We start from the raw sequence: 23,483 nt of genomic DNA, 5'->3' as shown, positions 1-23,483 counted from the left end.
GGCTCCGGTCTCAGACGGCGAGCCGCTCGGGCACCAGATCCGGCGCCGGGCGGGAAAGTGGGAAGGGAAAGGCGTTAGCGGCGGCAGTGACCTCGCCGATCACCAGCAGGGCCGGGCCGCGCACCGCCTGCTCCTCGACCAAGCTGCCGAGACCGGCCAGCGTGCCGCGCAGGACACGCTGGTCCGGCTGGGTGGCGCGCTCGATGACGGCGACCGGGGTGGAGGCGGCACGGCCTGCGGCGATGGCCCGCTCGGCGATGCCGCCGGCGACCGACACGCCCATATAGACGACGATGGTGTTGCGGCCCTCGGCCAGAAGGGCGGGCTCGATATCGAGCGCACCGTCCTTGCCGTGACCGGTGATGAAGGTGACCGAGGAGGCGTGGCGCCGGTCGGTCAGCGGGATGGCGCAGCTCGCCGCCGCGCCCAGGGCGGCGGTCACGCCGGGGACGATCTCCACGGCGATGCCGTGGCGGCGCAGATAGGCCAGCTCCTCGCCGCCGCGGCCGAAGACGAACGGGTCGCCGCCCTTCAGACGCACGACGCGCCTGCCGGCGCGGGCATGCTCCAGAAGGATCTCGTTGATCTCGTCCTGCTTGACGCTGTGCTTGCCCTTGCGCTTGCCGACATCGATCCGGTCGGCGTCGCGGCGCACGCAGTCGAGGATGCCCTCGCCCAGCAGGGCGTCATGCACCACAACGTCGGCATCCTGCATCATCCGCAGGGCCTTGACGGTCAGCAGGTCCGGATCACCCGGCCCGGCGCCGATCAGGGCGACGGAACCGATCCGCTCGGCCCGGCGGTCGTCGTTGATCGCCCGCAGCATGGCCTCGCTGGCGCCGGTGTCGTCGCCAGCCAGGACCCGGTCGGCGATCGGCCCGTCGAAAAAGTTCTCCCAGAACAGGCGGCGGCCCTCGCCTTCGGAGATGGAGGCGGAGACCGCGCTGCGGAACCGTCCGGCGAACCGGGCAAGCGCGCCGAGCCGCGAGGGCAGCAGCGATTCGATCTTCTCGCGCAGCCGGCGGACCAGGACGGGGGCCGCGCCGCCGCTGCCGATGGCAACGAGGATCGGGTCGCGGTCCACGATCCCGGGCACGATCACGGTCGAACTGGCCGGGCTGTCGATGACGTTGATCGGGATGCCGGTGGCGCGGGAGGCGGCGAGGATCGGGTCGACCGGCTGGCTGCCGTCGTCGGAGACCACGAGCAGTGCCGCACCGTCCAGGTCCTCCGGATCGAACGGCCGGTTGACCAGCTCCAGGGCACCGGATGCGGCGGCCTCGACGATCTCGGTCTCCGCGCGCGGGGCGACGACCAGGATCCGCGCACCGGTCTTGCGGAGCAGGCGGATCTTGCGGGCCGCTTCCACGCCGCCGCCGATCACGACAACGCGGCGGGCTTCCAGATCAGCGAACAGCGGGAAATATCTCACGGGCGATCTCCATTCGGTCCGGCTGGGCCCACGGGCGATCACCCGTGGCGCTTTAGCGGTTGGTGACGCGGTCGCAAGCTGCCCTTCAAATCGCCGCGGCCCTGAGCGACGGCTCGCCTTCGGGCTGAGGCCTTGCCGGCCCCTTCATGGCCAAGATAAAAAGATCGTTCCCAATTGGATAGATGGGTGACTCCAAATAGAACGAGACGGTCTTAATGAGTTCTGATATGAAACGAACCGTTCCCAAACACGGTGGAGTGCGGAATGGATGATACAGACCGCCGGATCCTGCGGATCCTTCAGACCGACTGCAGCGCGCCGGTTTCGGAAGTAGCCCGGCAGGTCGGCCTGTCCGCGTCGCCCTGCTGGAAGCGGATCAACCGGCTGCAGGAGACCGGTGTCATCCGCGAGCAGGTGGCGGTGCTGGAACCGGAGGCGCTGGGCTTCGGGCTGACCGTGTTCATGTCGATCAGCACCGGCGAGCATTCGGGCGAGTGGCTGCGCAAGTTCGCCGAGTTCGTCAGCGCCATGCCGGAGGTGCAGGAGTTCCACCGCATGGCCGGCGAGATCGACTACATGCTGAAGGTGGTGGTGGCCGACATGAAGGCGTTCGATGCGTTCTACAAGCGGCTGGTGGACACCACGCCGCTGACGGAGGTGACCTCGCGCTTCTCCATGGAGACGATCAAGCAGACCACCGCCCTGCCGGTCTGACCGGCGGGGCCTCAGCAGACTTCCAGGCTGCTGTTCTCGTCGTTCCGCACGCGGTCGCGGGCGGGCAGCCAGATCGATGCCACCGTTCCGCCGTTCGGACCATTGGTGATCCGCAGTCGGCCGTTCTGCTTCTCGACCAGGCTCTTGGTGATCGCCAGGCCGAGGCCCGAGCCTTCGCCATTGGAGGTGAGCGGGTCGTCATGCCGCAGGAAGGGCTCGCCGACCCGTTCCAGAATGTCGCCCGGCACGCCCGAGCCCTGGTCCTCGATGGCGATGCAGGTTCCGCCATCCGCGGCAAACAGCCGGACGGTGATCCGGCTGCTCTCGGGCGAGAACTTCGCCGCGTTGGACAGCAGGTTCAGCAGGCACTGCAGCGTGAGGCGGCGGTCGCACAGGATCGGGCCGTTCTCCCGGAAGTCGGTCGCCGCGCCGATCCCCTTCTTCGCCAAGGCCGGGCCGACGGTCGTCAGCGCCTCTTCCAGCAGGGCGCGGGCGTCGGTATCGGCGATGGCCACGTCCACCAACCCGGCCTTGAGGCGGGACAGGTCCAGGATCTCGTTGATCAGGCTCAGCAGGTGTTCGCCGCTGCGCTTGATGTCGCCGACATACTCGCTGGCGCGCTCGGGGCTCAGGTTCTGCAGGCCGAGCGAGGAGATCAGTTCCGCGAAGCCGATGATGGCGTTCAGCGGCGTGCGCAGCTCGTGGCTCATATGGGCGAGGAAATGGTCCTTCGCCTCGTTGGCGCGGTAGGCCTCCTCGAGCTGGGCGCGGAGCTGGTCGGAGAGACGCAGCAACTCCTCGTTGGCCTCGACGATCTCCGACATGTCATGGGCGGTGGCGCTGACCATCGGCTGGCCGCCGACGAGATAGCGGGCGAGCGAGATCAGGGCGGGGAAGCTGCTGCCATCCTTGCGGCGGGCCTGCACGATCCGAAGGGCCGACATCGGACCGGGAGCCGAGTCGGGATCGGCGATGTAGTTGCGCACGAGGTCCACATGCGCCCTGCGGGCACCGACCGGCACCAGTTCATGGATCGAGCGGCCGATGATCTCGTCCTGGCGCCAGCCGAACAGACGGACCGCGGCGTCGTTGAAGCTGGTGATGCACTGACGGGAATCGACCGACAGGATGGCGTCCGGGGTTGCGGCGAGGACCGCCTCGAGCTGGTCGCGGCCGTCAGCGATGACCTGGCGGGCCGCAACCTGCTCGGTGACGTCGTCCTGGACGCCGATGAAATGGGTGATGTGGCCGTTGCGGTTGCGGATCGGCGACAGGTTGAGGGTGTTCCAGAAGGTCGCCCCGTCCTTGCGCCGGTTCGACAGGGTGACGGTGCAGGGGATGCCCCGGGCGAGCGACCGGCGGATGACCTCGAGCTCGGGCTGGTCGCCCAGACCCTGGTTCAGGAACCGGCAGTTCCTCCCCAGGATTTCGCGGGAGGTGTATCCGGTGATCGCGGTGAAGGCGCTGTTGACGTAGACGATCGGATAGTCGTCCTTCGCTTCGGCGATGATGACGCCGCAGACGGCGGAATCGAGGGCGGCGCTGTTCAGCTCGACCTGGGCCTGCAACTCGTGCTCGCGGGTGGCGTCGAAATTCACGCCGATCATCCGGGCCGGGCTGGACGAGCCGTCGGTACCGACGAAGTGGCCGTGACCGCGGATATGCCTGAGCTCCCCGTCGGGCGTCATGATCTGATAGTGGAGCTGGAACGGGGCCGACGCCGCCTTGGCCGCGCGGAGCTCCTCCTCGACCCGCGACCGGTCCGCCGGAACGACCCGGCGCATGAAGGCCTCGTGGGTGCCTTCGAAGGTGCCCGGCGGCAGGCCCATCACTTCATGCTGCACACTGTCCCAGGTGACATGTCCGCTGGAAAGATCGTGGGTCCACACGCCGATCCGAGCCGACTGGCGGGCGAGGGCGGAGGTCTGCAGACCGATCTGGTAGCGGTCGCGCTCGTCGGAGATCTCGAGCAGGAACTCGATGGTCAGACCGAGCAGCGGGATGCCGCCGACATTGCTGATGAGGATGATCGGCCAGAAATCGGAGAGGATCGCCAGGCCGTTCTGGAACGGATGGTTGATGAAGAAGGCGGGCAGGGAAGCAAGGGTCGACACGACAGCGAGGACCACGAACCCCAGGAACCCCTGGCGGCGCCGGTTCCTGCGCCGGCTGATCTCGGCGAAGACGGCTCCGGCCGCGGCATAGATGAAGACGCTGAGCATGCCGCTGAGCATGTAGGGGCCGCCGACCTCGTACCGGGCGACCGCCGCCAGGCTCGCCGCCACAACCCCACCCACGGGGCCGGCGAAATATCCGGCCAGGGCGAGAGGGGCGCCGCGGGTGTCGAAGGTGGAGCCGAACGGTCCGAAGATCGGCGAGGCGACGACCACGACCGAGATCACCCCGAGAACCAGACCGAACACCAGGTTACGCAGCTGTCCCGCAGCCAGGAAATTCACGTGCCGGGTCAGCAGCAGCATCATGAGGGCGCCGAGGCAGAGCAGCCCGAAGTTCTGAAGAATGGAATGGGCGACCGTCATGCCGTCGGCCCAGGATCGGTGCCCGCGCGCGTCGGACCATAGGCGTGACCATGGACGCGGTTGGGTTCCGTGCGGTTCGCGGCGGACCGAGCGGGGGACCGGGCGAGCAGCTTGGGGCTCAAATCAGGGAACGGTGCGACCATGGATCTCTTCGCCTCCGATTAACGGATGGACGCGCATAGGAAGCGTACTCGGCAACTTCTTTTCAATTGGTTAAAAAAGCCGGAAAAATTCGAGCAATGAACGGCACAACTGCAACCTATTGAGAGGCTCGCTGGCGGCGGCCGTCAATGTGAAGAAACTCACAGTTTTTGATTACTCAAGTGCTCAAATCGGAGGTTTCGGTGCCCGCGAGCCCAAAGAAAAAGACCGGGTCGTCGCCGACCCGGTCTTCCTCGTTTCGCCGATGAGCGTACCGCTTAGTAGCGGTAGGCCTCCGTCTTGAACGGACCGTTCGGGGTCACGCCGATATAGGCCGCCTGCTCTTCCGACAGCTTGGACAGGTTGGCGTTGATCTTCTTCAGGTGAAGCTCGGCCACCCGTTCGTCCAGCTTCTTCGGCAGAACGTAGACCTGCTTGTCGTACTTGCTGTGGTTCTTCCACAGCTCGATCTGCGCCAGGGTCTGGTTCGAGAACGAGGCGCTCATCACGAAGCTGGGATGGCCGGTGGCGCAGCCCAGGTTCACCAGCCGGCCCTCGGCCAGCAGGATGATGCGCTTGCCGTCCGGGAAGACGATCTCGTCCACCTGCGGCTTCACGTTCTCCCACTTCATGTTGCGGAGACCGCCGACCTGGATCTCGTTGTCGAAGTGGCCGATGTTGCAGACGATTGCCCGGTCCTTCATCGCCCGCATGTGGTCGACGGTGATGATGTCCTTGTTGCCCGTGGCGGTGACGAAGATGTCGGCGCGCGGGGCGGCCTCCTCCATCGTCACGACCTCGTAGCCTTCCATCGCCGCCTGCAGGGCGCAGATCGGGTCGACTTCAGTCACGACGACCCGGGCGCCGGCGTTGCGCAGCGACTGGGCGGAACCTTTGCCCACATCGCCGTAGCCGGCGACGCAGGCGACCTTGCCGGAGAACATCACGTCGGTGGCCCGGCGGATGCCGTCGGCCAGGCTCTCGCGGCAGCCGTACAGGTTGTCGAACTTCGACTTGGTGACGCTGTCGTTCACGTTGATGGCCGGGACCATCAGCTTACCCTTCTTGGCCATCTCATAGAGACGGTGCACGCCGGTGGTGGTCTCCTCCGACACGCCCTTCACGTCCTTCATGAGCTCGGGATACTCCTCGTGCATCATGATGGTGAGGTCGCCGCCGTCATCCAGCAGCATGTTCGGGCGCCAGCCGTCCGGACCCTCGATGGTCTGGCGGATGCACCACTCGTACTCCTCCTCGGTCTCGCCCTTCCAGGCGAAGACCGGGATGCCGGCGGCGGCGATGGCCGCGGCGGCCTGGTCCTGGGTCGAGAAGATGTTGCAGGACGACCAGCGGATCTCGGCGCCGAGCGTCGTCAGCGTCTCGATAAGCACGGCGGTCTGAATGGTCATGTGCAGGCAGCCGGTGATCCGCGCGCCCTTGAGCGGCTTCGACGGGCCGTACTCCTCGCGGATCGCCATCAGGCCCGGCATTTCGGTCTCGGCGATCGCGATCTCCCGCCGGCCCCAGTTGGCCAGGGAAATATCGGCGACCTTATAGTCGGTGAACTCGGCCATGAATGTCCTCGTCTCCTGTCTATTGGAGCGTGCTCAGGCGGCTTTGGTGCCCGCGCCCGAGCCTCACGCTCGCATCGATGTCGGCCTCGGCGCTGCGTATAACAAGCCCCGGCGGGATGGGCAAGGCGAGGGGCCCTTAGTTCCCACGTGGAGAGATCGGCTCAGACCGACTTTTCCAGGTCCATTGACGTCGGTTCGCTGAATCCAGGATGCGCCTTGCGGCCGGTCTCCGCGTAGCCGAGATGGCGGAACAAGGCGATGTTGTCGGTCAGCACGAGACGCACGCCGAGGGTGACCCGGTCATGGCCGGTCTCCCGCGCGAAGTCCTCCACCGCCGTCACCAACGCCCGGGCGATTCCCTGGCCCACGAGGGCCGGGTCGACAGCCAGGCGGTCGAGATAGATCGATCCGTCCGGCTTCGGGTCGGCGCAGACGGCACCCACGATCTTCCCGTCCAGACGCGCGACGAAGACCGTACCGCCCCCGTCGAACCGGGCGGCAAGGCTCTTTGCCGTCTCCGTCAGCGCGGCGGAGGGCGGGTCGATCCGGCCGGCCAGGGTGGCGAAGGCGCGGTGGATGACCGCGACGGCGTCGCAAAGGTCCTCGGGAGCCGCCGGGGCGACCCGGAGGGTCACACCGCCCCCCGCAGACGGTCGCCCAATTCGCCCATGCGCTCGGCTTCCAGGTTGGCGAAGGCGAGGCGCAGATACGGGTCCTGGCCGGGGCCGAACACCGTGCCCGGCAGGGCCAGCACGCCATGCTCCTGGGCCAGCCGCTTGGCGACCGCATGGGCGGTCTCGCCGTCGAAGGGATGGCGGACATAGGCGAAATAGGCGCCGGTGGAGACCAGGTCGAAGGCCAGATTGCCGGAATTGAACACAGCCAGCAGCGCCTGGCGCCGGCCGGCCATCATCTCGCGCTTCTCTGCCGCCCAGTTCCACAGGTGCTGCAGGGCGTAGAGCGCGCCGTCCTGGCCGATGCGGGCGGCGCAGATCGACATCGTGTCCATCAGCTTGGCCACCTGCTCGATGAACTGCGGACCGGCGATGATCGAGCCGACCCGGTAGCCGGTCAGGCTGAACACCTTGGAGAAGCTGTAGAGCTGGACCACCGTGTCGCCCCATTTAGGGTCGCTGAACAGGGTGTGGCGCGGCTCGGACGGATCGAGGAAATCCTTGTAGGTCTCGTCCAGCACCAGGGCGATGCCGCGCTCGGCGCAGAGGTCGCGGAACCGGGCGATCACCTCCGGCGGCACCACGGCCCCGGTCGGGTTGTTCGGGCTGACCAGCACCAGGGCGCGGGTGCGCTCGGTGATCAGGGTGGCGGCCTCCTCCGGATCCGGCACGCCGCCGCGGTCGGCGCGGAACGGCAGATGCACCCCGGTGACGCCCAGGGAATCGAGCCACATCTGGTGGTTAAAGTAATAGGGCAGTGGCAGGATCACCTCGTCGCCGCGCCGCGCCAGGGCCATGATCGCCAGGCAGTAGGCCTGGTTGCAGCCGGCCGTGATCTGGACGTTGGCCGGCGCCACACTGCCGCCGTAGAAGCCGCTCATATGCTCGGCCAGCGCGGTCTTGAGCGCCGGGGTGCCGGTGATCGGGGCGTATTGCGCCGCCTCGAAGGTCGTCGCCCGCTCCGCCAGATGGGCGCGCAGGGCCTCGTCCGGCGGGTAGCTCGGCACCGCCTGGCAGCAGTCGAGCAGCGGCTTGCCGGGGATCGGCGGGCGGCCGTCGACCCAGGCCCGGGCTTCGGCGATCGGCGGCTCGACGACGGAGACGACGTCGGGATTGACGGTGAAGGTCATGGCAGGGCGTCCGGAACAGCGATCCAGCCCGTTTAGCACGGCGGCGGGCTCAGTCGAAGAGGCCGGGTGAGCCGGCGATCAGGCGGCGGCGATCGGCTTGCCCCGGCAGCAGCAGGCGGCGGTCACCGGGAAGTCGGCGCGGGCCTGGGCGAGGGTCAGGCGCTGGCGCAGCATCTCCGCTTCCGCCGTCCCGCCGCGCCGCTCCACGCATTCCAGCAGGCCGTGCAGCGCCCAGACATTGTCGGGATGCCGGCACGGGCGCGGGACGGCGGGATCGAGGCCGAGATCGGCGCGGTAGACCGCCTCCGCCTCCTCGTGCCTGCCCTGCTCGGCCAGCAGCGCGCCGAGCGCATGGCGCGGCGGATGCATCCAGGCCCAGGGCTCGGTGTAGTTCAGGGCGTCGTTGCGCTCCACCGCCGCACGCAGATGGTCGAACGCCTCCTCGAAGGCGCCGCGGCGATAGGCGATCTCGCCGGCCAGCATCGCCGCTCCTACGCCGAGCGTGTCGCGCACCGTGTTGCTGAGGAAGATCGCATCCTCGGCAAAGCCGTCCCGGGCGGCGTGGAAGGCGTCGGCCTCGCGAACCGCCGCGTCCAGCTCGCCCAGGGCGGCATGGGCGACGCCCTTGGCGTAATGGAACATGGCCGTGCGGATCGGCGCCAGGTCGGGGTCGGGCGGCGGCGCCTCGCGGGTCAGTTCCCGCCACTTGCCGAACCGCACCTGCACGTGGCTGCGCATGCCGGAGTAGCCGTCGAGGATGGAGCGCATGAACGGCGCGCTGGCGGCCAGCAGGTCGCGATGGGCGATCGCCCGGATCTTCTCGGCTGCGTGCAGGGCCGTGCGGTACTGGCCCAGTAGCATGGCGGCGTAGATGTAGAGATGCAGATCGTGGCATCGGGCGGTGGTGTAGAAATTCGTCTCGCCCCCGACCGCCAGGTACTTGTCGTCCGCCGCGACCGCCCGACGGCTCTGCTCCACCGCCTCGCTGTAGCCGCCGCACAGCACGTAGATATGGGCCGGCATGTGTTCCAGGTGGCCGGCATCCGGCGCCAGGCCGCGCAGGGTGTCGGCGCTGGCCAGCGCGCGCTCCGGCTCGGCCGACATCTCCAGGGCGTGGATGTGCATGTGCAGGACGCCCGGATGGGTGATGCCGTCGCGGGCGCAGCGGGCGAGCGCGGTCTCCAGCACGGCCAGCGCCTCCACGGTCAGGCTCGCCGGGTTCGGCGCGCCGGTGCGCAGGTCGAACAGCATCCGCGGGGTGCAGGTGACCGCCGCCTCGGCGAACAGGGCGGCGATGTCGAGGTCGTCCGGATGGGCGGCATGCACCTGCCGCATCGCGTCGGTGAACTCCCGGTGCCAGCGGTTCAGCACCGCACGGTCCCGCTCCGACGGCGACTGGTAGCGCAGGGCGACGGCCTCGATCAGCGCCCGTTCCGCCGCGGTGCCCGGCGCCCACAGCTCCGCGGCCTTGAGCGCGGCGGCGTGGCAGACCGGCAGGGTGGCGGCGATCTCGGCGTCGGAGAAGCGGATCCAGGCGCGGTTGTAGAACGGGCCGCTGGCATAGGCGATGCCCCACCAGGCCATGGCGCAGCCGGGATCGGCGTCCAGCGCGCGGCCGAAGCAGGCGACCGCCTCCTCGTGGTTATAGGCGAACAGCCAGTTCAGGCCGCGGTCGAACCAGGTCTGCGCGTCGGGCGAGGTTGTGGTGACCGGGCGCGTCCAACCTCCGAGTTCGAACGGATAGGCCGGATCGATCTCGGTCATGGCGCTCAGAGTCCGTCGTTGAAATCGTCGAGCAGCACGGCGATCCGGCCCTCGTCGAGCTGGTCCATGATCGCCCGGGCGCGCTGGGTCGCCGGCGCGAAGGACAGGCGGCGGATGCGCTGCTTCACCCGGGGCAGGGCGGTGGCCGACATGGACAGCTCCTTCACCCCGAGCCCGACCAGCAGCGGGGCGTAGCGCGGGTCGCCGGCGATCTCACCGCAGATGCTGACCGGCAGGCCGCGCCGGTTGGCGGCGTCGACGGTGAACTGGATCAGCTTGAGCACCGCCGGGTGCAGCGGGTTGTAAAGATCCGCCACCTGCTCGTCGCCCCGGTCGATGGCGAGCGTGTACATGGTCAGGTCGTTGGTCCCGAGCGCCAGGAAATCGCATTCCATGGCGAGCGCGTCGGCGGACAGGGCGGCGGCCGGCACCTCGATCATCGCGCCGAGCGGGGGCAGCGGGTCGGCGATCCGCACCTTGCGGCGTTTCAGCCGGCGCACGACCTTGGTCAGGATCGCCCGCACCGCCCGGACCTGGGCGGTGGAGGAGATCATCGGCAGCAGGATGCGCACCGGCCCGTGGGCGCCGGCCCGCAGGATGGCGGAGAGCTGGGTCTCCAGCAGCTTGGGCTCGCGCAGGGACAGTCGGATGGCCCGCAGGCCCAGCGCCGGGTTGGCGCTGTCGGCGATGCGGTCGCCGAGCGCGGTCGCCAGCTTCTCGCCGCCGACATCCAGGGTGCGGATGGTGACCGGCTTGCCGGCCATCCCCTCCACCACCTGGCGCAGGGCGGCATACTGCTCGTCCTCGTCCGGCAGCACGTCGCGGTTCATGAACATGAACTCGGTGCGGAACAGGCCCACGCCCTCCGCCCCGCGGTCGGCGGCGATCTCCAGATCGCGCGGGAGCTCCATATTGGCCAGCAGCGAGATCGTCACCCCGTCCTGGGTGATCGCCGGCAGCGAGCGGAGCCGGGTCAGTTCCCGCTCCAGCCGCTCCCGGGCGGCGGCGCGGCGCCGGTACTCGGTCAGCGAGTCTTCGTCCGGGTCCAGCACGATGCGGCCGGTATCGCCGTCGACGATGATGGTCTCGCCGGAGCGGATCGCCTTGGGCGCCACCGTCGCCCCCAGCACCGCCGGCAGGCCCATGGAGCGGGCCATGATCGCGGTGTGGCTGTCGGTGCCGCCGAGCGCGGTGACGAAGCCGCCGATCTTTGCCGGGTCGAGCAGGGCGGTGTCGGCCGGGCTCAGCTCCTCTGCGATGATGATCGCGCCTTCCGGCACATGGGCGAAGGCGTGGTAGGGCGTCTCGGTGAGCTGGCGCAGGATGCGGTCGCCGACCTCGCGCACGTCCTGGGCCCGGGCGGCGAGATAGGCGTCGTTCACCGCCGACAGGCTGCGGACCATGTCGCTGACCACCGACTGCACGGCGGCCTCGGCATTGATGCGGCGCTCGCGGATCGTGGTGGCGACCCCGCCGGCGAGGCGGGAGGAGCCGAGCATGGCGGCATGGGCCTCCAGCAGCGGGCCGAGCTCGTCCAGCACCCCGGCGGGCAGGGCCTCAGCCTTGCGGCGCAGCTTGCGTACCTGCTTGTCGGCGCGGGCGAGGGCTGCCTCGAACCGTTCGACCTCGGTGACGAGCTGGCTGCTGGCAACCTGGTATTCCGGAACCTGGATCGCGCCGGCCTCCAGCACATGGGCGGGACCGATGGCGATGCCGGCGGAGACCCCGATCCCCTCCAGCAACCCGCGCTTGCCCCCCTTGTCCTGGCGCGCCCGTGCCCTTCGCTCAGTGGTCTTCATCGAACTTGGACTCCACCAGATGGGCGATGGCGTCCATCGCCTTCTCCGCATCCGAGCCCGTCGCGCGCACCAGGATCGAACAGCCCGGTGCCGCCGCCAGCATCATCAGACCCATGATGGACCGCCCGGAGACGGATTGCCCGTCCTTTTCCACCTCGATCTCCGCCTCGAAGGCGCCGGCGCATTTCACGAACTTCGCCGCCGCCCGGGCGTGCAAGCCGCGTTTGTTGGTGATCAGCAGCTTGCGTTGGTCCGTGGTCATCGCCTGCCCGTTCACGAGCCGGTCGCGCCCAGAACTTCCGAGGCGATCGAGATGTATTTCCGCCCCGCGTCCCGTGCCGCCACGCTTGCCTCCTTGAGCGAGGCGGTCGTCCGCACGCTGGCCAGCTTGATCAGCATCGGCAGGTTCACGCCTGCGATGACCTCCACTCCCGGCCGGTCGATGATCGAGATCGCTAGGTTGGAGGGGGTGCCGCCGAACATGTCGGTCAGGACGATCACACCGGCGCCGCCGTCCATCTCCTTGGCCCGGTCCATGATCTCGCCGCGCCGCTGTTCCATGTCGTCGTCCGGGCCGATGCAGACGGTCGCCAGACCGGTCTGCGGGCCGACAACGTGCTCCATCACCGCCTTGAGTTCGTCCGCGAGGCGCCCGTGGGTCACCAGAACAATACCGATCACGTTGTCTTCCGTGCTGTTTTGGTCACATGGACGGTGTGCCGCCCGCCTCGCGAGGCAAGTCGCGATGGCGGAGCGTGACAGGAGTCCCCGCACTCTTCAACCATTCGGCCAGCCGCTCGGCGACATGCACCGAGCGGTGCTTGCCGCCGGTGCAGCCGATGGCCACGGTCAGGTAGCTCTTCCCCTCGCGCTCGTAGCGCGGCAGCAGCGGGCCGATCAGCCCGGTGAGGGAGTCGAAGAACGGCCCGAAGCCCGGATCGCCGGCCACGAAGGCGCCGACCTCCGGATCTCGGCCGTCGCGCGGGCGCAGCTCCGGCACGTAGTGGGGATTGGCCAGGAAACGCACGTCGAACACCAGGTCGGCCTCGCGCGGCAGCCCGCTGCGGAAGGCGAAGGAGACGACGGTCACGGTCATTGCCCGGCCGACATCCAGGGAGAGGGACGAGATCAGGTTCTCGCGGAACTCGGCCAGGTTCGAGGAGCTGGTGTCGATCACCGCCGTCGCCAGCTCGCGCACCGGCTCCAGGATGCGGCGCTCGATGGCGATGCCGTCGGCGATCGGCCGGTCGGTGGCCAGCGGATGCCGCCGCCGGGTCTCGGTGAAGCGGCGGATCAGCACGTCGTCGTCGCATTCCAGGAACACGACCCGCAGCTTCACGTCCGGCCGCTTCTTCAGCTCGGCGATGGTGTCGGCGAGCGGGTCGGTGGCGAAGCCGCGGGTGCGCGGGTCGACGCCGACCGCGATCCGCCCGGCCGTCTCACGCGGTGCCAGAAGGGCCGGCATCAGGCTCAGCGGCACGTTGTCCACCGCCTCGTAGCCGAGATCCTCCAGCACCTTCAGGGTGGAGGTGCGGCCGGCTCCGCTCAGCCCGGTGACGAGGACGACGGAGAGCGGTGCGGTCATTGGGTGCTGACCTGACGGACGGCGATGCGGACCTTGGCCGCGGCCGAGGCTTCCAGGGCATGGAGCGAGATCACCGGCACGGAGACCCCGAGATGGGTCCATCGGCCCGGATCGGGCATGCGCGGGACCTGTTCCAGGGGGACGAGGTCGATGACGAGGACCAAGGAGACGCGCTGCACCGCCGGGACCGAGACGATGCCGATCCCGCGCACTTCCATGCGGCCCGACAGGGCTTCCGGGGCGCGGGCGATCAGGCTGTCGCCCTCGCGCACCAGCTCCACCCGGTCGTCGGCCACCAGCGACGCGCCGCCATCGATCAGCCGCAGCGCCAGGTCCGACTTGCCGATGCCCGACGGCCCGCGCAGCAGCACGCCGCGGCCATCGATCGACACCACATTCCCCCAGATCGTCTCCATGGCGCGGAGAATGGGTGCGTCCGGGCCCGCAGGCAATCCCCGATCCGTACCGCCTGTGCCGGAGATCGGATGTCGCGGGACACTTGAATCCCTTTGCGTCAGCCGATGTCAGCGATATAACGGCGCCAAACAAAGACGGGCGCCTGCCCGCATCGAGCCGACCGGGCCGAGGCGCACCTCGGACGGCCGCGCAGTCGAGAGACTTCTTATTAGTCGCGAGACTCCGCCGCCACTGGCTGCTGCCATAGAATCGAGGAGAGAGGATACAATGACTGCAGGCCTGGACAGCTTCAAAACCAAGGCGACCCTGGACGTCGCCGGGAAATCTTACACCTATTACGACCTCGCCAAGCTCGAGGCCGCGCACCCCGAGGTCGCGCGCCTGCCGTATTCGCTGAAGGTTCTGCTGGAGAACCTGCTGCGCTACGAGGACGGGGTCACCGTCACCGGCGAGGACATCACCGCGATGGCCGACTGGGCGAAGACCCGCAAGTCCGCCCGCGAGATCGCCTACCGCCCGGCCCGCGTGCTGATGCAGGACTTCACGGGCGTCCCGGCCGTGGTCGACCTCGCCGCCATGCGCGACGCCATGGAGGAGCTCGGCGGTGACGCCACCAAGATCAACCCGCTCTCCCCGGTCGATCTGGTCATCGACCACTCGGTGATGGTGGACGATTTCGGCAACCCCGAAAGCTTCAAGAAGAACGTCGAGCTGGAGTTCGAGCGCAACAAGGAGCGCTACGAGTTCCTGAAGTGGGGCCAGGAGGCGTTCTCCAACTTCCGCGTCGTGCCGCCGGGCACCGGCATCTGCCACCAGGTGAACCTGGAGTATCTGGCGCAGACCGTGTGGACCAAGGACGAGAACGGCGAGACCATCGCCTATCCGGACACCCTGGTCGGCACCGACAGCCACACCACCATGGTCAACGGCATGGCCGTGCTGGGCTGGGGCGTGGGCGGCATCGAGGCCGAGTCCTCCATGCTGGGCCAGCCGATCTCCATGCTCGTGCCGGAAGTCATCGGCTTCAAGCTGACCGGCAAGATGCCGGAAGGGGCGACCGCCACCGACCTGGTGCTGACCGTCACCCAGATGCTCCGCGCCAAGGGCGTGGTTGGCAAGTTCGTCGAGTTCTACGGCCCGGGTCTCGCCGACCTGCCGCTGGCCGACCGGGCGACGATCGCCAACATGGCCCCGGAATATGGCGCCACCTGCGGCTTCTTCCCGATCGACAAGGAAACCATCAACTACCTGCGTTTCACCGGCCGCGACGAGGACCGGGTGAAGCTGGTCGAGGCCTATGCCAAGGCCCAGGGCATGTGGCGCGAGAACGACACGCCGGATCCCGAGTTCACCGACACCCTGGAACTCGACATGTCGACGGTCGTCCCGTCGCTCGCCGGTCCGAAGCGTCCGCAGGACCGCGTGCTGGTGACCGAGGCCGCCGGCAACTTCCAGTCGGCCCTGAAGTCGACCCTGGGCGACGGTACCGGCACCAAGCGCTCGGCCCCGGTCGAGGACGCGAACTACGAGCTGAGCGACGGTGACGTCGTCATCGCCGCCATCACGAGCTGCACCAACACCTCGAACCCGAGCGTGCTGATCGCCGCCGGCCTGGTCGCCAAGAAGGCGGTCGAGAAGGGCCTGACGGTGAAGCCGTGGGTGAAGACCTCGCTCGCCCCGGGCTCCCAGGTCGTCACCGACTATCTGGAGGCCGCCGGCCTGCAGGACCCGCTCGACAAGCTCGGCTTCAACCTGGTCGGCTACGGTTGCACCACCTGCATCGGCAACTCGGGCCCGCTCAGCGATCCGATCGCCGCGGCGGTGGAAGCCGGCGACCTGGCGGTCTGCTCGGTGCTGTCGGGCAACCGCAACTTCGAAGGCCGCGTGAACCCGCATGTGAAGGCCAACTACCTGGCCTCCCCACCGCTGGTCGTCGCCTACGCCCTCGCCGGCTCGTTGTTCGTCGACATCAACAACGACCCGCTCGGCGAGGACAAGGATGGCAACCCGGTCTACCTGCGCGACATCTGGCCGTCGAACCACGAGATCGCCTCGACCATCCAGGCGAAGCTGACCCCGGAAATGTACCGCTCGCGCTATGCCAACGTGTTCCACGGCGGCAAGGAGTGGCAGAACGTCTCCGTGTCGGGCGGCCTGACCTACGACTGGGACGACGGGTCGACCTATGTGCAGAACCCGCCCTACTTCGTCGGCATGTCGAAGGAGCCGGGCGAGATCACCGACATCAAGGGTGCCCGTGCGCTGGCGATGCTGGGCGACTCGATCACGACCGACCACATCTCGCCGGCCGGTTCGATCAAGAAGGACAGCCCGGGCGGCGAATATCTGCTCGAGCATCAGATCCGCCCGATGGACTTCAACTCCTACGGTGCCCGTCGTGGCAACCACGAAGTCATGATGCGCGGCACCTTCGCCAACATCCGTCTGCAGAACGAGATGACCCCGGGCGTGTCCGGCGGCATGACCAAGCTGGTGACCACCGGCGAGCAGATGCCGATCTACGACGCCGCCATGAAATACGCCAAGGCCGGCACCCCGCTGGTCGTGATCGGCGGCAAGGAGTACGGCACCGGCTCGTCCCGCGACTGGGCGGCCAAGGGCACCCGTCTGCTGGGCGTGAAGGCGGTCATCGTCGAGAGCTTCGAGCGTATCCACCGCTCGAACCTGGTCGGCATGGGCGTCCTGCCGCTGCAGTTCCCGGAGGGCACCGACCGCAAGTCGCTCGGCCTGACCGGTGAGGAGACGTTCGACATCACCGGGATCGCCGCGGGCATCACCCCGCGCATGCCGGTGCCGATGACCATCACCTACAAGGACGGCACGACCAAGACGGTCGAGCTGCTCTGCCGGATCGATACCGCCAACGAGGTCGACTACTACAACCACGGCGGCATCCTGCACTACGTGCTGCGGACCCTGACCCAGGCCGCGTAAGCGGACTTGTCAGATCCCGAACGGGAACGGGCGCTCCTCGCGGAGCGCCCGTTTTCTTTTCGACCGGTCGGTCCGGTCAGAAGGTGTAGGTCAGGAACATCCCGCCGAAGGCCTGGGTGGCGCTGCCGCGGTCGTCGACGATCGGGCTGTCGGCGAAGTCGCCCATCAGCCGCGAGACGCCGGCCATCGCGCCGATGCCGATCGCCCGGGTGATGGCGTAGCGGGCGGAGACCCGCAGGCCGACATCGCGCAGGCCGTCCCCGGCGGTGTACGGCGACAGGCCGCTCGCGAGAGCACCGGGCACGTCGACCGAGTAGTAGGTGTCGGCATAGTCGGTGTCGGCATAGGTCGCCGAGGTGCCGATGGAGAGTTGCAGGCGCTGGGTTGCCTGCAGACCGTAGGTGACGCCGAGGGTCGCGGTCGAGCCGTTGTCGTCGCTCGCCGCCCACATCATCTCGATCTCCACCCCGAGGGAATCCCGGTCGCCGAAGATGCCCTTCTCCGTGTACCCGGCGAACAGGCCGACCCAGAACTCGTCGTCGATCTCCGGCAGCCGGTCGACCACGTCGTCCTCCACGTCGTCACGGCCTTCGCCGTATTTCACGATCGGGCCGAACTCGAACCCGCCATGGGGGATCACGTTCGCCTTGAGTCCCGGCCCCTCGGTCTCGACATAGAGGTTGTCGTACTCGACCTTGAGCACGGGAAAGGGCTGGATCTCGTACTCGTCAGACCCCAGGTAGTCGGGGTGGTAGATGGCGCCCGCCCCGACGGTCACCCGCCAGCGAGACTCCGCGGCGGTCTCCTTTGCGGCCGGATCCTTCGGTTTGTCGTCGGCCCGGGCCGCGGACGGGGCGAGGGCCAGGGCGATCGCCACCGGCGCGAAATAAAACGGCGCCTTCCAAGTCTTACCCATCGAAGCCTCTCCTGAAGGGATATTTACGTCGTCAATATTCTCCTTGGAGGGGGACGTCAACGATAAATTGACAGTGACAATATTCGGTCGATACGCTGCCGCATGGCGTATCATCACGGCAACCTGCGGCAGGCCCTCGTTCAGGCCGGATTGGACATCCTGGCGGAGGAAGGCCCCCAGGCGTTGACACTGCGCGGGTGTGCGGCGCGGGTCGGCGTCTCCCACTCGGCGCCGAAGAACCATTTCGAGAACCTGGAGCGGCTGACGGCCGCGATCTGCGCCGAGGGCCATCGCCGCCTGAGCGCCCGCATGCGGGAGATGATGGCGCACGCGGAGCCGACGCCCCGCGCCCAGCTCGTCGCCGCGGCCAAGGGGTATGTCGCCTTCGCCCTGGATCACCCGAACCTGTTCCGACTGACCTTCGCCCATCCGGCCGCGACCGAGTTCGATCCCGAACGGCGCGCGGCGGGCGAGGACGCCTACGCCATCCTGCGCAGCGTCTGCGCGCCGCTGGCCGCCCGGCTGAACGGCGCGCCGGTTCCCCGCTCGATCGTGGAGACGATGGTGTGGAGCTTCGTGCACGGCTATGCGGCACTGGCGGTCACCGACCGGCTGCGTCGGGTGGAAGCAGATATCGGGCATATTCCCCGGATCGAGGAGGTGATGCCGGATTTCGAGTTCGAGGAAGGCGTCTCCGGTGAATGACGGGCGTGTAGAGGTGGGATCGGCCGCATCGGGATGCTATCCTTGTCCCGGTTGTGCCGTTTCATGAGTTTCGACCGGATCTGAGAGGGCCACGCGACATGTTCCGCCATCTGCCGTGTCTTGCCGTCCTGGCCCTGTTGCTGCTCGTCGCCAGCCCCGCCGCGGCCCAATGGCGCGAGGAACCGCAGACCGTCTCACAAGCCCTGCAGATGCAGGCGCCGGCGGAGGAGGGTGACGGGATGCTGCCGGACCTGCGCGGCGACCTGCAGCCCTGGCAGCGGGCGCTCTACAAGACGATCACCTTCCAGGCGGTGGCGAATGCCACGGACCTGCTGGTCTTCGACGCCCTGATCGGCGGGCACCCGGTGCTGCTCGGCGGCTTCGTCGTCGCCAATGCGGCCACGGCGGCGGGGCTGTATTACGGCTTCGAATACCTGTGGCAGCAGGAAGGGCCGACCCTGGCCGAGACCAATGAGACCACCCTGGTGAAGAAGTCGCTGCTGTTCCAGTCGGTGAACAGCGGCCGGATCTTCCTGCTCGGCTACGGGCTGGGGGCGACCGCACCGGCGGCCGCGTTGCTCGCCGGGACCGTCTTCGTCACCGATATCGCCGTGTACTATGCCAACGAATATGTCTGGGACGTCATGCAGCCGCTCGGGATCGCCTCCACGCAGCAGCCGCCGATCACGGCCTCTTCAATTCCGGTGAGCTACCGCTAGCGGCTAGTCTTGTCGCCATGATCACGCGACGCTCCTTCACCGCCCTCGCCGCCACCGGTCTCGCCGCTGCAGCCCTGCCGCGCCCGGGTGCAGCCCTGGGCCTCGGCCCGCGCCCCGTGGTCGTGGAGCTCTTCACCAGCCAGGGCTGCCACTCCTGTCCACCGGCCGACGCCTATCTCGGGCGACTGGCGGCGCGCGACGACGTGGTCGCGCTGGCCTACCACATCGACTACTGGGACTATATCGGCTGGGCCGACCCCTTCGCCGACGCGGCCTACACCGCACGCCAGCGCGCCTACCAGCATGCCCTGGGCAACCGGACGCTCTACACGCCGCAGATGGTGATCGACGGCGCGGTGGACGCGGTCGGATCCGACAGCCGGGCGGTCGACCGGATCATCCGCGAGCGGCTGGCGGCGGGGTCGGACGACCGGCCCGTGGTGCAGGTTCAGGCCAGCCTGTCGAATGGCGAGCTGCGGGCCGAGATCGCTGATACCGGCATGCCCGGCCCGGCCGACGTTCTGGCGGTGGCCTATGACGCCCATCACAGGACCGAGATCCGCCGGGGCGAGAATACCGGGCTGAGCCTGGAGAACTTCAACGTGGTTCGGGCGATCCGCAAGATCGGCGAGTTCCACGGTCCGGGCCGGACCCTCGCGGTGCCGGCCAAGCCCTGGACCCAGGTGGAAGGCGGCATCGCCATCCTGGTGCAGGGTGCGGAGCACGGGCCGATCTGGGGCGCCACCAAGGTCCTGGTCGCCTAGTCCTCTTCGTCTTCCGGCAGCAGGATCGGTTCGCCGTGGGGCGCGCGTTGGGCGGCACGGTCCCAGGCGTTCCTGCGCTTGAGAAGCTGCTCCACCGTCAGGTCGGTCTTCGCCAGGACGAGGCCTTCCAGCGCCTTCAGCCAGTGCTGGTAGTAGGTGTCGCCCAGATCCGGGTCGCCGTCTTCCTGGGCTGCCTTGATCTCGTTGGACAGCGCCGTAGCCCACTCGTTCCAGGTATAGAGCCCGGTCTCGTGCAGCTTCACCGCGATGGCGAAGGCCTGGGCCTCCCACGGCTCGCGGAACACCGGGCCATCATGGTCGATGGGGATGCGCGGCAGGCTCTCGATGTTCATGGTCGCGGTCATGCCGGTTCCAGATAGGGCTCCCAGAGGTCGGCATGCACGCTGCCGCCCTGGCTCTGCGGTCCCCACAGCTCGTCCGCCGCGAAGGAGACGTTGTACAGGTGATGGGCGGTCTTGTGGTCGCCCGTGGCGCTGGTGTCGGCGAAGACATGGGCGCCGTGATGCATCACCACCGTGCCCACATGACCGCGCAGGTAGCGCGGCGCGCGGGTGTGGCCGGTCGGGTGGAAGGTCTTCACCCGCACCTTGGCGCCCACCGTGAACAGCGGCGCGTTCGGCACCTCGCGCACATAGGGCGAGCCCTGCTGCAAGGCCTTGAACACGCGGTCGGCGGGCAGGGCGGGCACCTTGCCCGGGCCGGCCGCCTTGCCGCTCGCCAGTTCCTCCGGCGTGATCAGGCCCTTCTCGACCAGCATGGTCTCCACGCCGTGCAGCCACTGCTCGTAGTAGGTGTTCTCCAGATACCGGGCCGGGGGCTGGCGCTCGCGGGCGTAGCGCGCCTCGTCGATCGACCATTGGCCAAGGCCGCCGCAGGCGAGCGTCAGGGCGAAGGCCTTTTTCTCCCAGTCGCCGTGGAAGATCGGGTGGACCGGCTCGTCCTCGACCGGACCGAAGCCGTGCATCCCGCCCATGTCATGCGCGCCGTTCATTGGGCCGCCTCCTGGCGGGGCGGATATTGGACGGTTTCCACCCCGATCATGGAATTGCGGGTGACCAGATCGGCCAGTGCCTCCTCGCTCAGGCCTTCGGTGCCGGCGGGGCGCTGGGGCAGGACGAGGTAGCGCATCTCGGCGGTGGAGTCCCAGACGCGGATCTCCACATCGTCGGGCAGGGAGGTGCCGAAATCGGCCAGCACGCCGCGCGGATCGTTGACCGCGCGCGACCGGTAGGGGGCCGACTTGTACCAGACCGGCGGCAGGCCGAGCACCGGCCACGGGTAGCAGGAGCATAGGGTGCAGACGACCAGGTTGTGGACCGTATCGGTGTTCTCCACGACCACCATGTGCTCGCCCTGTCGGCCCTCGAAGCCGAAGGACTTGATGGTGGTGGAGGGATCCTCCAGCAGCTTCTTCTTGAAGGCCGGATCGGTCCAGGCCTTGGCGACGACCTGGGCGCCGTTGCGCGGGCCGACCTTGGTCTCATAGGTATCGACGAACACGTCCAGGGCGGCGGGATCGACCAGCCCCTTCTCCACCAGCAGGGATTCAAGCGCCTTCACCCGGAGCTGAAGCTCGCTCAGCCGCGGATGCTCGTGGTCATGGTCGTGATCATGGTGGTCGTGATCGTGATGATGATGATGGTGGTCGTGGCCGCTCATGCCATCCTCCCGGACGTTTCGCAGGAGGGTAGAGCAGATCGCCGGGGGAGGAAACGGGGCGCGTGGTTTATGAGGGCTCCAGGCCGCTGGGTCCCGGCCCGCCCCCGGATCACGTCCGGGGTCGTCCGGGATGACGACCCACGTTTCGAATTCCCACTCTCTCCGTCATCCCGGTTTGGCCCGGGCTCGACCCGGGGCAAGACCGGGACCTTTACGCGACCGCGCAGGGGAGGCGGCTCCCCCCAAACACATCCGGCAAACGCAAAAAGCCGCCCGATCCGGGCGGCTCAGCGTCGGCATGGGGGGCGGCGCTTAAAGGCCGCCCGGCCGGAGACTAGTAGCCTTCACGCTCCATGCGCTTGCGCATGAGCTTGCGATAGCGACGCACCGCCTCGGCGCGCTCGCGGGCCTTCTTCTCAGACGGCTTCTCGTAATTGCGGCGCAGCTTCATCTCGCGGAAGACACCTTCGCGCTGCATCTTCTTCTTCAGCGCGCGCAGGGCCTGATCGACGTTGTTGTCGCGAACGGATACTTGCACGGGTTTCGCACTCCTTTCCTCGTTGCCTCGGCACAAATAAACGCCAGCACGACGGACCCGATACCGGATCAATCGGCCAGCACTTACGGTAAGTATACCTCAAAACGCCGTGCCGTTCCAGGGCCGCGTCCGCTGGACCGACCCCGATGGGCGCGCTATATGCCTGATCATGAGTGCGAAGTCCATAGTCCGTGCGGGTGACCCGGTGCTGCGCCGTGTGGCGGCCCCGGTCGCCGACCCGACCAGCCCCCGGATCGCCGATCTGCTGCGGGAGATGGAGGCCAGCCTGGCGGAAGCCGGCGGCATCGGCCTCGCCGCCCCGCAGATCGGCGTGTCGGAGCGGGTGATCCTGATCTCCGTGCCGGCGGCCCGGAAGACCGACGATCCCGAGGACGGCCCGCTGCCCCTGACCGCGCTGATCAATCCGGCGCTCGAGCCGGTGGGCGAGGACAGGGCGCTGGGCATGGAGGGCTGCCTGTCGATCCCCGGCCTGCGCGGCGAGGTGCCGCGCTGGACCCGGGTTCGGCTGACCGCCGTGACGCCGCAGGGCGAGCCGGTCGACACGGTGATGACCGGCATGCGCGCCCGGGTGCTGCAGCACGAGGTCGATCACCTGGACGGCATCCTGTACCTTGACCGGATGACCGATTTCACCCGGTTCGGCTATGTCGAGGAATTGATCGAGGCGGAGATGCGCGACGTTCCCGCCCCGCAGCCCGAGCAAGAATCCACACAGGAGCCGGTGACATGACGACCGCCAGTCCGATGGATGCCCTGCGCGACCGGATCCTGGACGCGTCCCTGCCCAATGTCCTGTTCGACGGCTGGACCCGCCGGAGCCTGACCGACGGCGCCCGGTCGGCCGGCCTGGTCGCCGCCGACGTGGACATCGCCTTTCCGGCCGGGGTGCGCGACGCGGTCGCCTACTGGCTGGCGCGGGCCGATGCGCGGATGGCCGCCGACATGGAGGCCCATGGGCTGGAGGGTCTCAAGATCCGCGAGAAGGTGGCGTTGGGCGTGCGCCTGCGCCTGGAGGCGGTGGAGCCGCACAAGGAGGCGGTGCGCCGAGCCCTCTCCTTCCTGGCGCTGCCGGGCAATACCGGTCTGGCGGCGCGCAGCCTGTTCAGCACGGTGGACACAATCTGGTGGACCTGCGGCGACAAATCGACCGACTTCAACTACTACACCAAGCGGGGCCTGCTGGCGGCGGTGTTCAGCTCGACCCTGCTGTACTGGCTCGACGACAGCTCCGAGGATCATGCGGAGACCTGGGCCTTCCTGGACCGCCGGATCGCCGACGTGATGAAGGTGCCCAAGGTCACGGCCCGGCTGAAATCCATTGGCGCCTATCTGCCGAATCCGCGCCGGTTCAGCCGGGCGTGGCGGGCGGCCCGGGGCTCTTCGGCCTGACCTCCGATCCGGCGTGACCGCGCCGG

23 protein-coding genes are annotated in these 23,483 nt (G+C 68.3%); 7 read left to right on the top strand and 16 right to left on the bottom strand.

What is annotated here, in order from left to right; all coding sequences use genetic code 11:
• Positions 1-10 precede the first annotated feature (10 nt).
• A complete protein-coding gene (gene cysG / locus ACOQOP_RS16340) occupies positions 11-1,432 on the bottom strand; it encodes a siroheme synthase CysG (protein ID WP_420562877.1) in 1,422 nt (473 codons plus the stop codon).
• Between the two features lie 264 nt (positions 1,433-1,696).
• Here cysG and ACOQOP_RS16335 point away from each other — a divergent pair, with 264 nt between their 5' ends.
• Positions 1,697-2,146 (top strand): Lrp/AsnC family transcriptional regulator, encoded by a 450-nt coding sequence (locus ACOQOP_RS16335; RefSeq protein ID WP_420562876.1) that lies wholly within the window; start codon positions 1,697-1,699, stop codon positions 2,144-2,146.
• An 11-nt stretch (positions 2,147-2,157) separates the two neighbouring features.
• Here the strand turns inward: ACOQOP_RS16335 and ACOQOP_RS16330 are convergent, their stop codons facing one another.
• The 10 genes from ACOQOP_RS16330 to ACOQOP_RS16285 form a co-directional block, all read right to left on the bottom strand.
• Positions 2,158-4,686 carry a PAS domain S-box protein gene (locus tag ACOQOP_RS16330; protein WP_420562875.1) on the bottom strand — a complete coding sequence of 843 codons (2,529 nt, stop codon included), beginning with the start codon at positions 4,684-4,686 and terminating at the stop codon, positions 2,158-2,160.
• Positions 4,687-5,105: 419 nt separating this feature from the next.
• Positions 5,106-6,401 carry an adenosylhomocysteinase gene (gene ahcY / locus ACOQOP_RS16325; protein ID WP_420562874.1) on the bottom strand — a complete coding sequence of 432 codons (1,296 nt, stop codon included), beginning with the start codon at positions 6,399-6,401 and terminating at the stop codon, positions 5,106-5,108.
• Between the two features lie 161 nt (positions 6,402-6,562).
• Complete coding sequence (locus ACOQOP_RS16320) at positions 6,563-7,036, bottom strand: GNAT family N-acetyltransferase (RefSeq protein ID WP_420562873.1); 474 nt, start codon at positions 7,034-7,036, stop codon at positions 6,563-6,565.
• Entirely contained in the window at positions 7,033-8,205 is a 1,173-nt protein-coding gene (locus tag ACOQOP_RS16315; protein WP_420562872.1) for an aminotransferase, read from the bottom strand. The genes ACOQOP_RS16320 and ACOQOP_RS16315 overlap by 4 nt, the downstream gene beginning before the upstream one ends.
• Positions 8,206-8,283: 78 nt before the next feature.
• The gene (locus ACOQOP_RS16310) at positions 8,284-9,969 is read right to left on the bottom strand and encodes a tetratricopeptide repeat protein (protein WP_420562871.1); all 1,686 of its coding nucleotides are present in this window, start codon (positions 9,967-9,969) and stop codon (positions 8,284-8,286) included.
• A gap of 5 nt (positions 9,970-9,974) precedes the next feature.
• Positions 9,975-11,768 carry a phosphoenolpyruvate--protein phosphotransferase gene (gene ptsP / locus ACOQOP_RS16305; protein ID WP_420562870.1) on the bottom strand — a complete coding sequence of 598 codons (1,794 nt, stop codon included), beginning with the start codon at positions 11,766-11,768 and terminating at the stop codon, positions 9,975-9,977.
• Positions 11,755-12,030, bottom strand: coding sequence for an HPr family phosphocarrier protein (locus ACOQOP_RS16300; protein ID WP_420562869.1), 276 nt, complete (start codon positions 12,028-12,030; stop codon positions 11,755-11,757). The genes ptsP and ACOQOP_RS16300 overlap by 14 nt, the downstream gene beginning before the upstream one ends.
• Before the next feature lie 11 nt (positions 12,031-12,041).
• Entirely contained in the window at positions 12,042-12,449 is a 408-nt protein-coding gene (locus tag ACOQOP_RS16295; RefSeq protein ID WP_420562868.1) for a PTS sugar transporter subunit IIA, read from the bottom strand.
• Between the two features lie 22 nt (positions 12,450-12,471).
• Positions 12,472-13,353, bottom strand: a complete 882-nt coding sequence (rapZ, locus tag ACOQOP_RS16290) for an RNase adapter RapZ (RefSeq protein ID WP_420562867.1) — start codon at positions 13,351-13,353, stop codon at positions 12,472-12,474.
• The gene (locus ACOQOP_RS16285) at positions 13,350-13,805 is read right to left on the bottom strand and encodes an HPr kinase/phosphorylase (RefSeq protein WP_420562866.1); all 456 of its coding nucleotides are present in this window, start codon (positions 13,803-13,805) and stop codon (positions 13,350-13,352) included. The genes rapZ and ACOQOP_RS16285 overlap by 4 nt, the downstream gene beginning before the upstream one ends.
• 232 nt (positions 13,806-14,037) lie before the next feature.
• On the opposite strand from ACOQOP_RS16285, the gene acnA reads away from it, so the two are divergent.
• The gene (gene acnA, locus ACOQOP_RS16280) at positions 14,038-16,725 is read left to right on the top strand and encodes an aconitate hydratase AcnA (protein WP_420562865.1); all 2,688 of its coding nucleotides are present in this window, start codon (positions 14,038-14,040) and stop codon (positions 16,723-16,725) included.
• A gap of 76 nt (positions 16,726-16,801) precedes the next feature.
• Here the strand turns inward: acnA and ACOQOP_RS16275 are convergent, their stop codons facing one another.
• The gene (locus ACOQOP_RS16275; RefSeq protein ID WP_420562864.1) at positions 16,802-17,641 is read right to left on the bottom strand and encodes a MipA/OmpV family protein; all 840 of its coding nucleotides are present in this window, start codon (positions 17,639-17,641) and stop codon (positions 16,802-16,804) included.
• Between the two features lie 102 nt (positions 17,642-17,743).
• On the opposite strand from ACOQOP_RS16275, the gene ACOQOP_RS16270 reads away from it, so the two are divergent.
• The 3 genes from ACOQOP_RS16270 (at position 17,744) to ACOQOP_RS16260 (ending at position 19,829) form a co-directional block, all read left to right on the top strand.
• The gene (locus tag ACOQOP_RS16270; protein ID WP_420562863.1) at positions 17,744-18,346 is read left to right on the top strand and encodes a TetR/AcrR family transcriptional regulator; all 603 of its coding nucleotides are present in this window, start codon (positions 17,744-17,746) and stop codon (positions 18,344-18,346) included.
• A gap of 98 nt (positions 18,347-18,444) precedes the next feature.
• Positions 18,445-19,065: a hypothetical protein gene (locus ACOQOP_RS16265; protein ID WP_420562862.1), complete on the top strand. Its 621-nt coding sequence runs from the start codon at positions 18,445-18,447 to the stop codon at positions 19,063-19,065.
• A 17-nt stretch (positions 19,066-19,082) separates the two neighbouring features.
• On the top strand, positions 19,083-19,829 hold the full coding sequence (locus tag ACOQOP_RS16260; RefSeq protein ID WP_420562861.1) for a DUF1223 domain-containing protein: 747 nt from the start codon (positions 19,083-19,085) through the stop codon (positions 19,827-19,829).
• Here ACOQOP_RS16260 and ACOQOP_RS16255 read toward each other — a convergent pair.
• From ACOQOP_RS16255 to rpsU, 4 genes are all read right to left on the bottom strand, one after another.
• Positions 19,826-20,194, bottom strand: coding sequence for a nitrile hydratase accessory protein (locus ACOQOP_RS16255; protein WP_420562860.1), 369 nt, complete (start codon positions 20,192-20,194; stop codon positions 19,826-19,828). The two genes, ACOQOP_RS16260 and ACOQOP_RS16255, sit on opposite strands and share 4 nt — an antisense overlap.
• Positions 20,191-20,841 carry a nitrile hydratase subunit beta gene (nthB, locus tag ACOQOP_RS16250; RefSeq protein WP_420562859.1) on the bottom strand — a complete coding sequence of 217 codons (651 nt, stop codon included), beginning with the start codon at positions 20,839-20,841 and terminating at the stop codon, positions 20,191-20,193. Before nthB ends, ACOQOP_RS16255 begins: the two co-directional genes overlap by 4 nt.
• Positions 20,838-21,509 (bottom strand): nitrile hydratase subunit alpha, encoded by a 672-nt coding sequence (gene nthA, locus ACOQOP_RS16245; RefSeq protein WP_420562858.1) that lies wholly within the window; start codon positions 21,507-21,509, stop codon positions 20,838-20,840. The genes nthB and nthA overlap by 4 nt, the downstream gene beginning before the upstream one ends.
• 334 nt (positions 21,510-21,843) lie before the next feature.
• Positions 21,844-22,047 (bottom strand): 30S ribosomal protein S21, encoded by a 204-nt coding sequence (gene rpsU / locus ACOQOP_RS16240; RefSeq protein ID WP_028793271.1) that lies wholly within the window; start codon positions 22,045-22,047, stop codon positions 21,844-21,846.
• 169 nt (positions 22,048-22,216) lie between these two features.
• Between rpsU and def the strand changes: the two genes are divergently transcribed.
• Both def and ACOQOP_RS16230 read left to right on the top strand, forming a co-directional pair.
• Positions 22,217-22,798: a peptide deformylase gene (gene def / locus ACOQOP_RS16235; RefSeq protein ID WP_420562857.1), complete on the top strand. Its 582-nt coding sequence runs from the start codon at positions 22,217-22,219 to the stop codon at positions 22,796-22,798.
• Positions 22,795-23,457, top strand: a complete 663-nt coding sequence (locus tag ACOQOP_RS16230; RefSeq protein ID WP_420562856.1) for a COQ9 family protein — start codon at positions 22,795-22,797, stop codon at positions 23,455-23,457. Before def ends, ACOQOP_RS16230 begins: the two co-directional genes overlap by 4 nt.
• Positions 23,458-23,483: the final 26 nt, after the last annotated feature.

The organism is Thalassobaculum sp. (assembly GCF_965223715.1).
In the GTDB taxonomy this organism is placed as follows: domain Bacteria; phylum Pseudomonadota; class Alphaproteobacteria; order Thalassobaculales; family Thalassobaculaceae; genus Thalassobaculum.
This window is presented reverse-complemented; position numbering and strand designations above follow the sequence as displayed.

What these genes read in the sequence shown, in the direction of transcription:
- ACOQOP_RS16270 (WP_420562863.1), top strand. Translation starts at nt 17,744, where the DNA reads ATGGCGTATCATCACGGCAACCTGCGGCAGGCCCTCGTTCAGGCCGGA.
- ACOQOP_RS16275 (WP_420562864.1), bottom strand. Translation starts at nt 17,641, where the DNA reads ATGGGTAAGACTTGGAAGGCGCCGTTTTATTTCGCGCCGGTGGCGATC.
- ACOQOP_RS16330 (WP_420562875.1), bottom strand. Translation starts at nt 4,686, where the DNA reads ATGACGGTCGCCCATTCCATTCTTCAGAACTTCGGGCTGCTCTGCCTC.
- ACOQOP_RS16315 (WP_420562872.1), bottom strand. Translation starts at nt 8,205, where the DNA reads ATGACCTTCACCGTCAATCCCGACGTCGTCTCCGTCGTCGAGCCGCCG.
- def (WP_420562857.1), top strand. Translation starts at nt 22,217, where the DNA reads ATGAGTGCGAAGTCCATAGTCCGTGCGGGTGACCCGGTGCTGCGCCGT.
- ACOQOP_RS16260 (WP_420562861.1), top strand. Translation starts at nt 19,083, where the DNA reads ATGATCACGCGACGCTCCTTCACCGCCCTCGCCGCCACCGGTCTCGCC.
- nthA (WP_420562858.1), bottom strand. Translation starts at nt 21,509, where the DNA reads ATGAGCGGCCACGACCACCATCATCATCATCACGATCACGACCACCAT.
- ACOQOP_RS16310 (WP_420562871.1), bottom strand. Translation starts at nt 9,969, where the DNA reads ATGACCGAGATCGATCCGGCCTATCCGTTCGAACTCGGAGGTTGGACG.
- rapZ (WP_420562867.1), bottom strand. Translation starts at nt 13,353, where the DNA reads ATGACCGCACCGCTCTCCGTCGTCCTCGTCACCGGGCTGAGCGGAGCC.
- ACOQOP_RS16230 (WP_420562856.1), top strand. Translation starts at nt 22,795, where the DNA reads ATGACGACCGCCAGTCCGATGGATGCCCTGCGCGACCGGATCCTGGAC.
- ACOQOP_RS16300 (WP_420562869.1), bottom strand. Translation starts at nt 12,030, where the DNA reads ATGACCACGGACCAACGCAAGCTGCTGATCACCAACAAACGCGGCTTG.
- ACOQOP_RS16335 (WP_420562876.1), top strand. Translation starts at nt 1,697, where the DNA reads ATGGATGATACAGACCGCCGGATCCTGCGGATCCTTCAGACCGACTGC.
- ahcY (WP_420562874.1), bottom strand. Translation starts at nt 6,401, where the DNA reads ATGGCCGAGTTCACCGACTATAAGGTCGCCGATATTTCCCTGGCCAAC.
- ACOQOP_RS16265 (WP_420562862.1), top strand. Translation starts at nt 18,445, where the DNA reads ATGTTCCGCCATCTGCCGTGTCTTGCCGTCCTGGCCCTGTTGCTGCTC.
- acnA (WP_420562865.1), top strand. Translation starts at nt 14,038, where the DNA reads ATGACTGCAGGCCTGGACAGCTTCAAAACCAAGGCGACCCTGGACGTC.
- ptsP (WP_420562870.1), bottom strand. Translation starts at nt 11,768, where the DNA reads ATGAAGACCACTGAGCGAAGGGCACGGGCGCGCCAGGACAAGGGGGGC.
- ACOQOP_RS16255 (WP_420562860.1), bottom strand. Translation starts at nt 20,194, where the DNA reads ATGACCGCGACCATGAACATCGAGAGCCTGCCGCGCATCCCCATCGAC.
- nthB (WP_420562859.1), bottom strand. Translation starts at nt 20,841, where the DNA reads ATGAACGGCGCGCATGACATGGGCGGGATGCACGGCTTCGGTCCGGTC.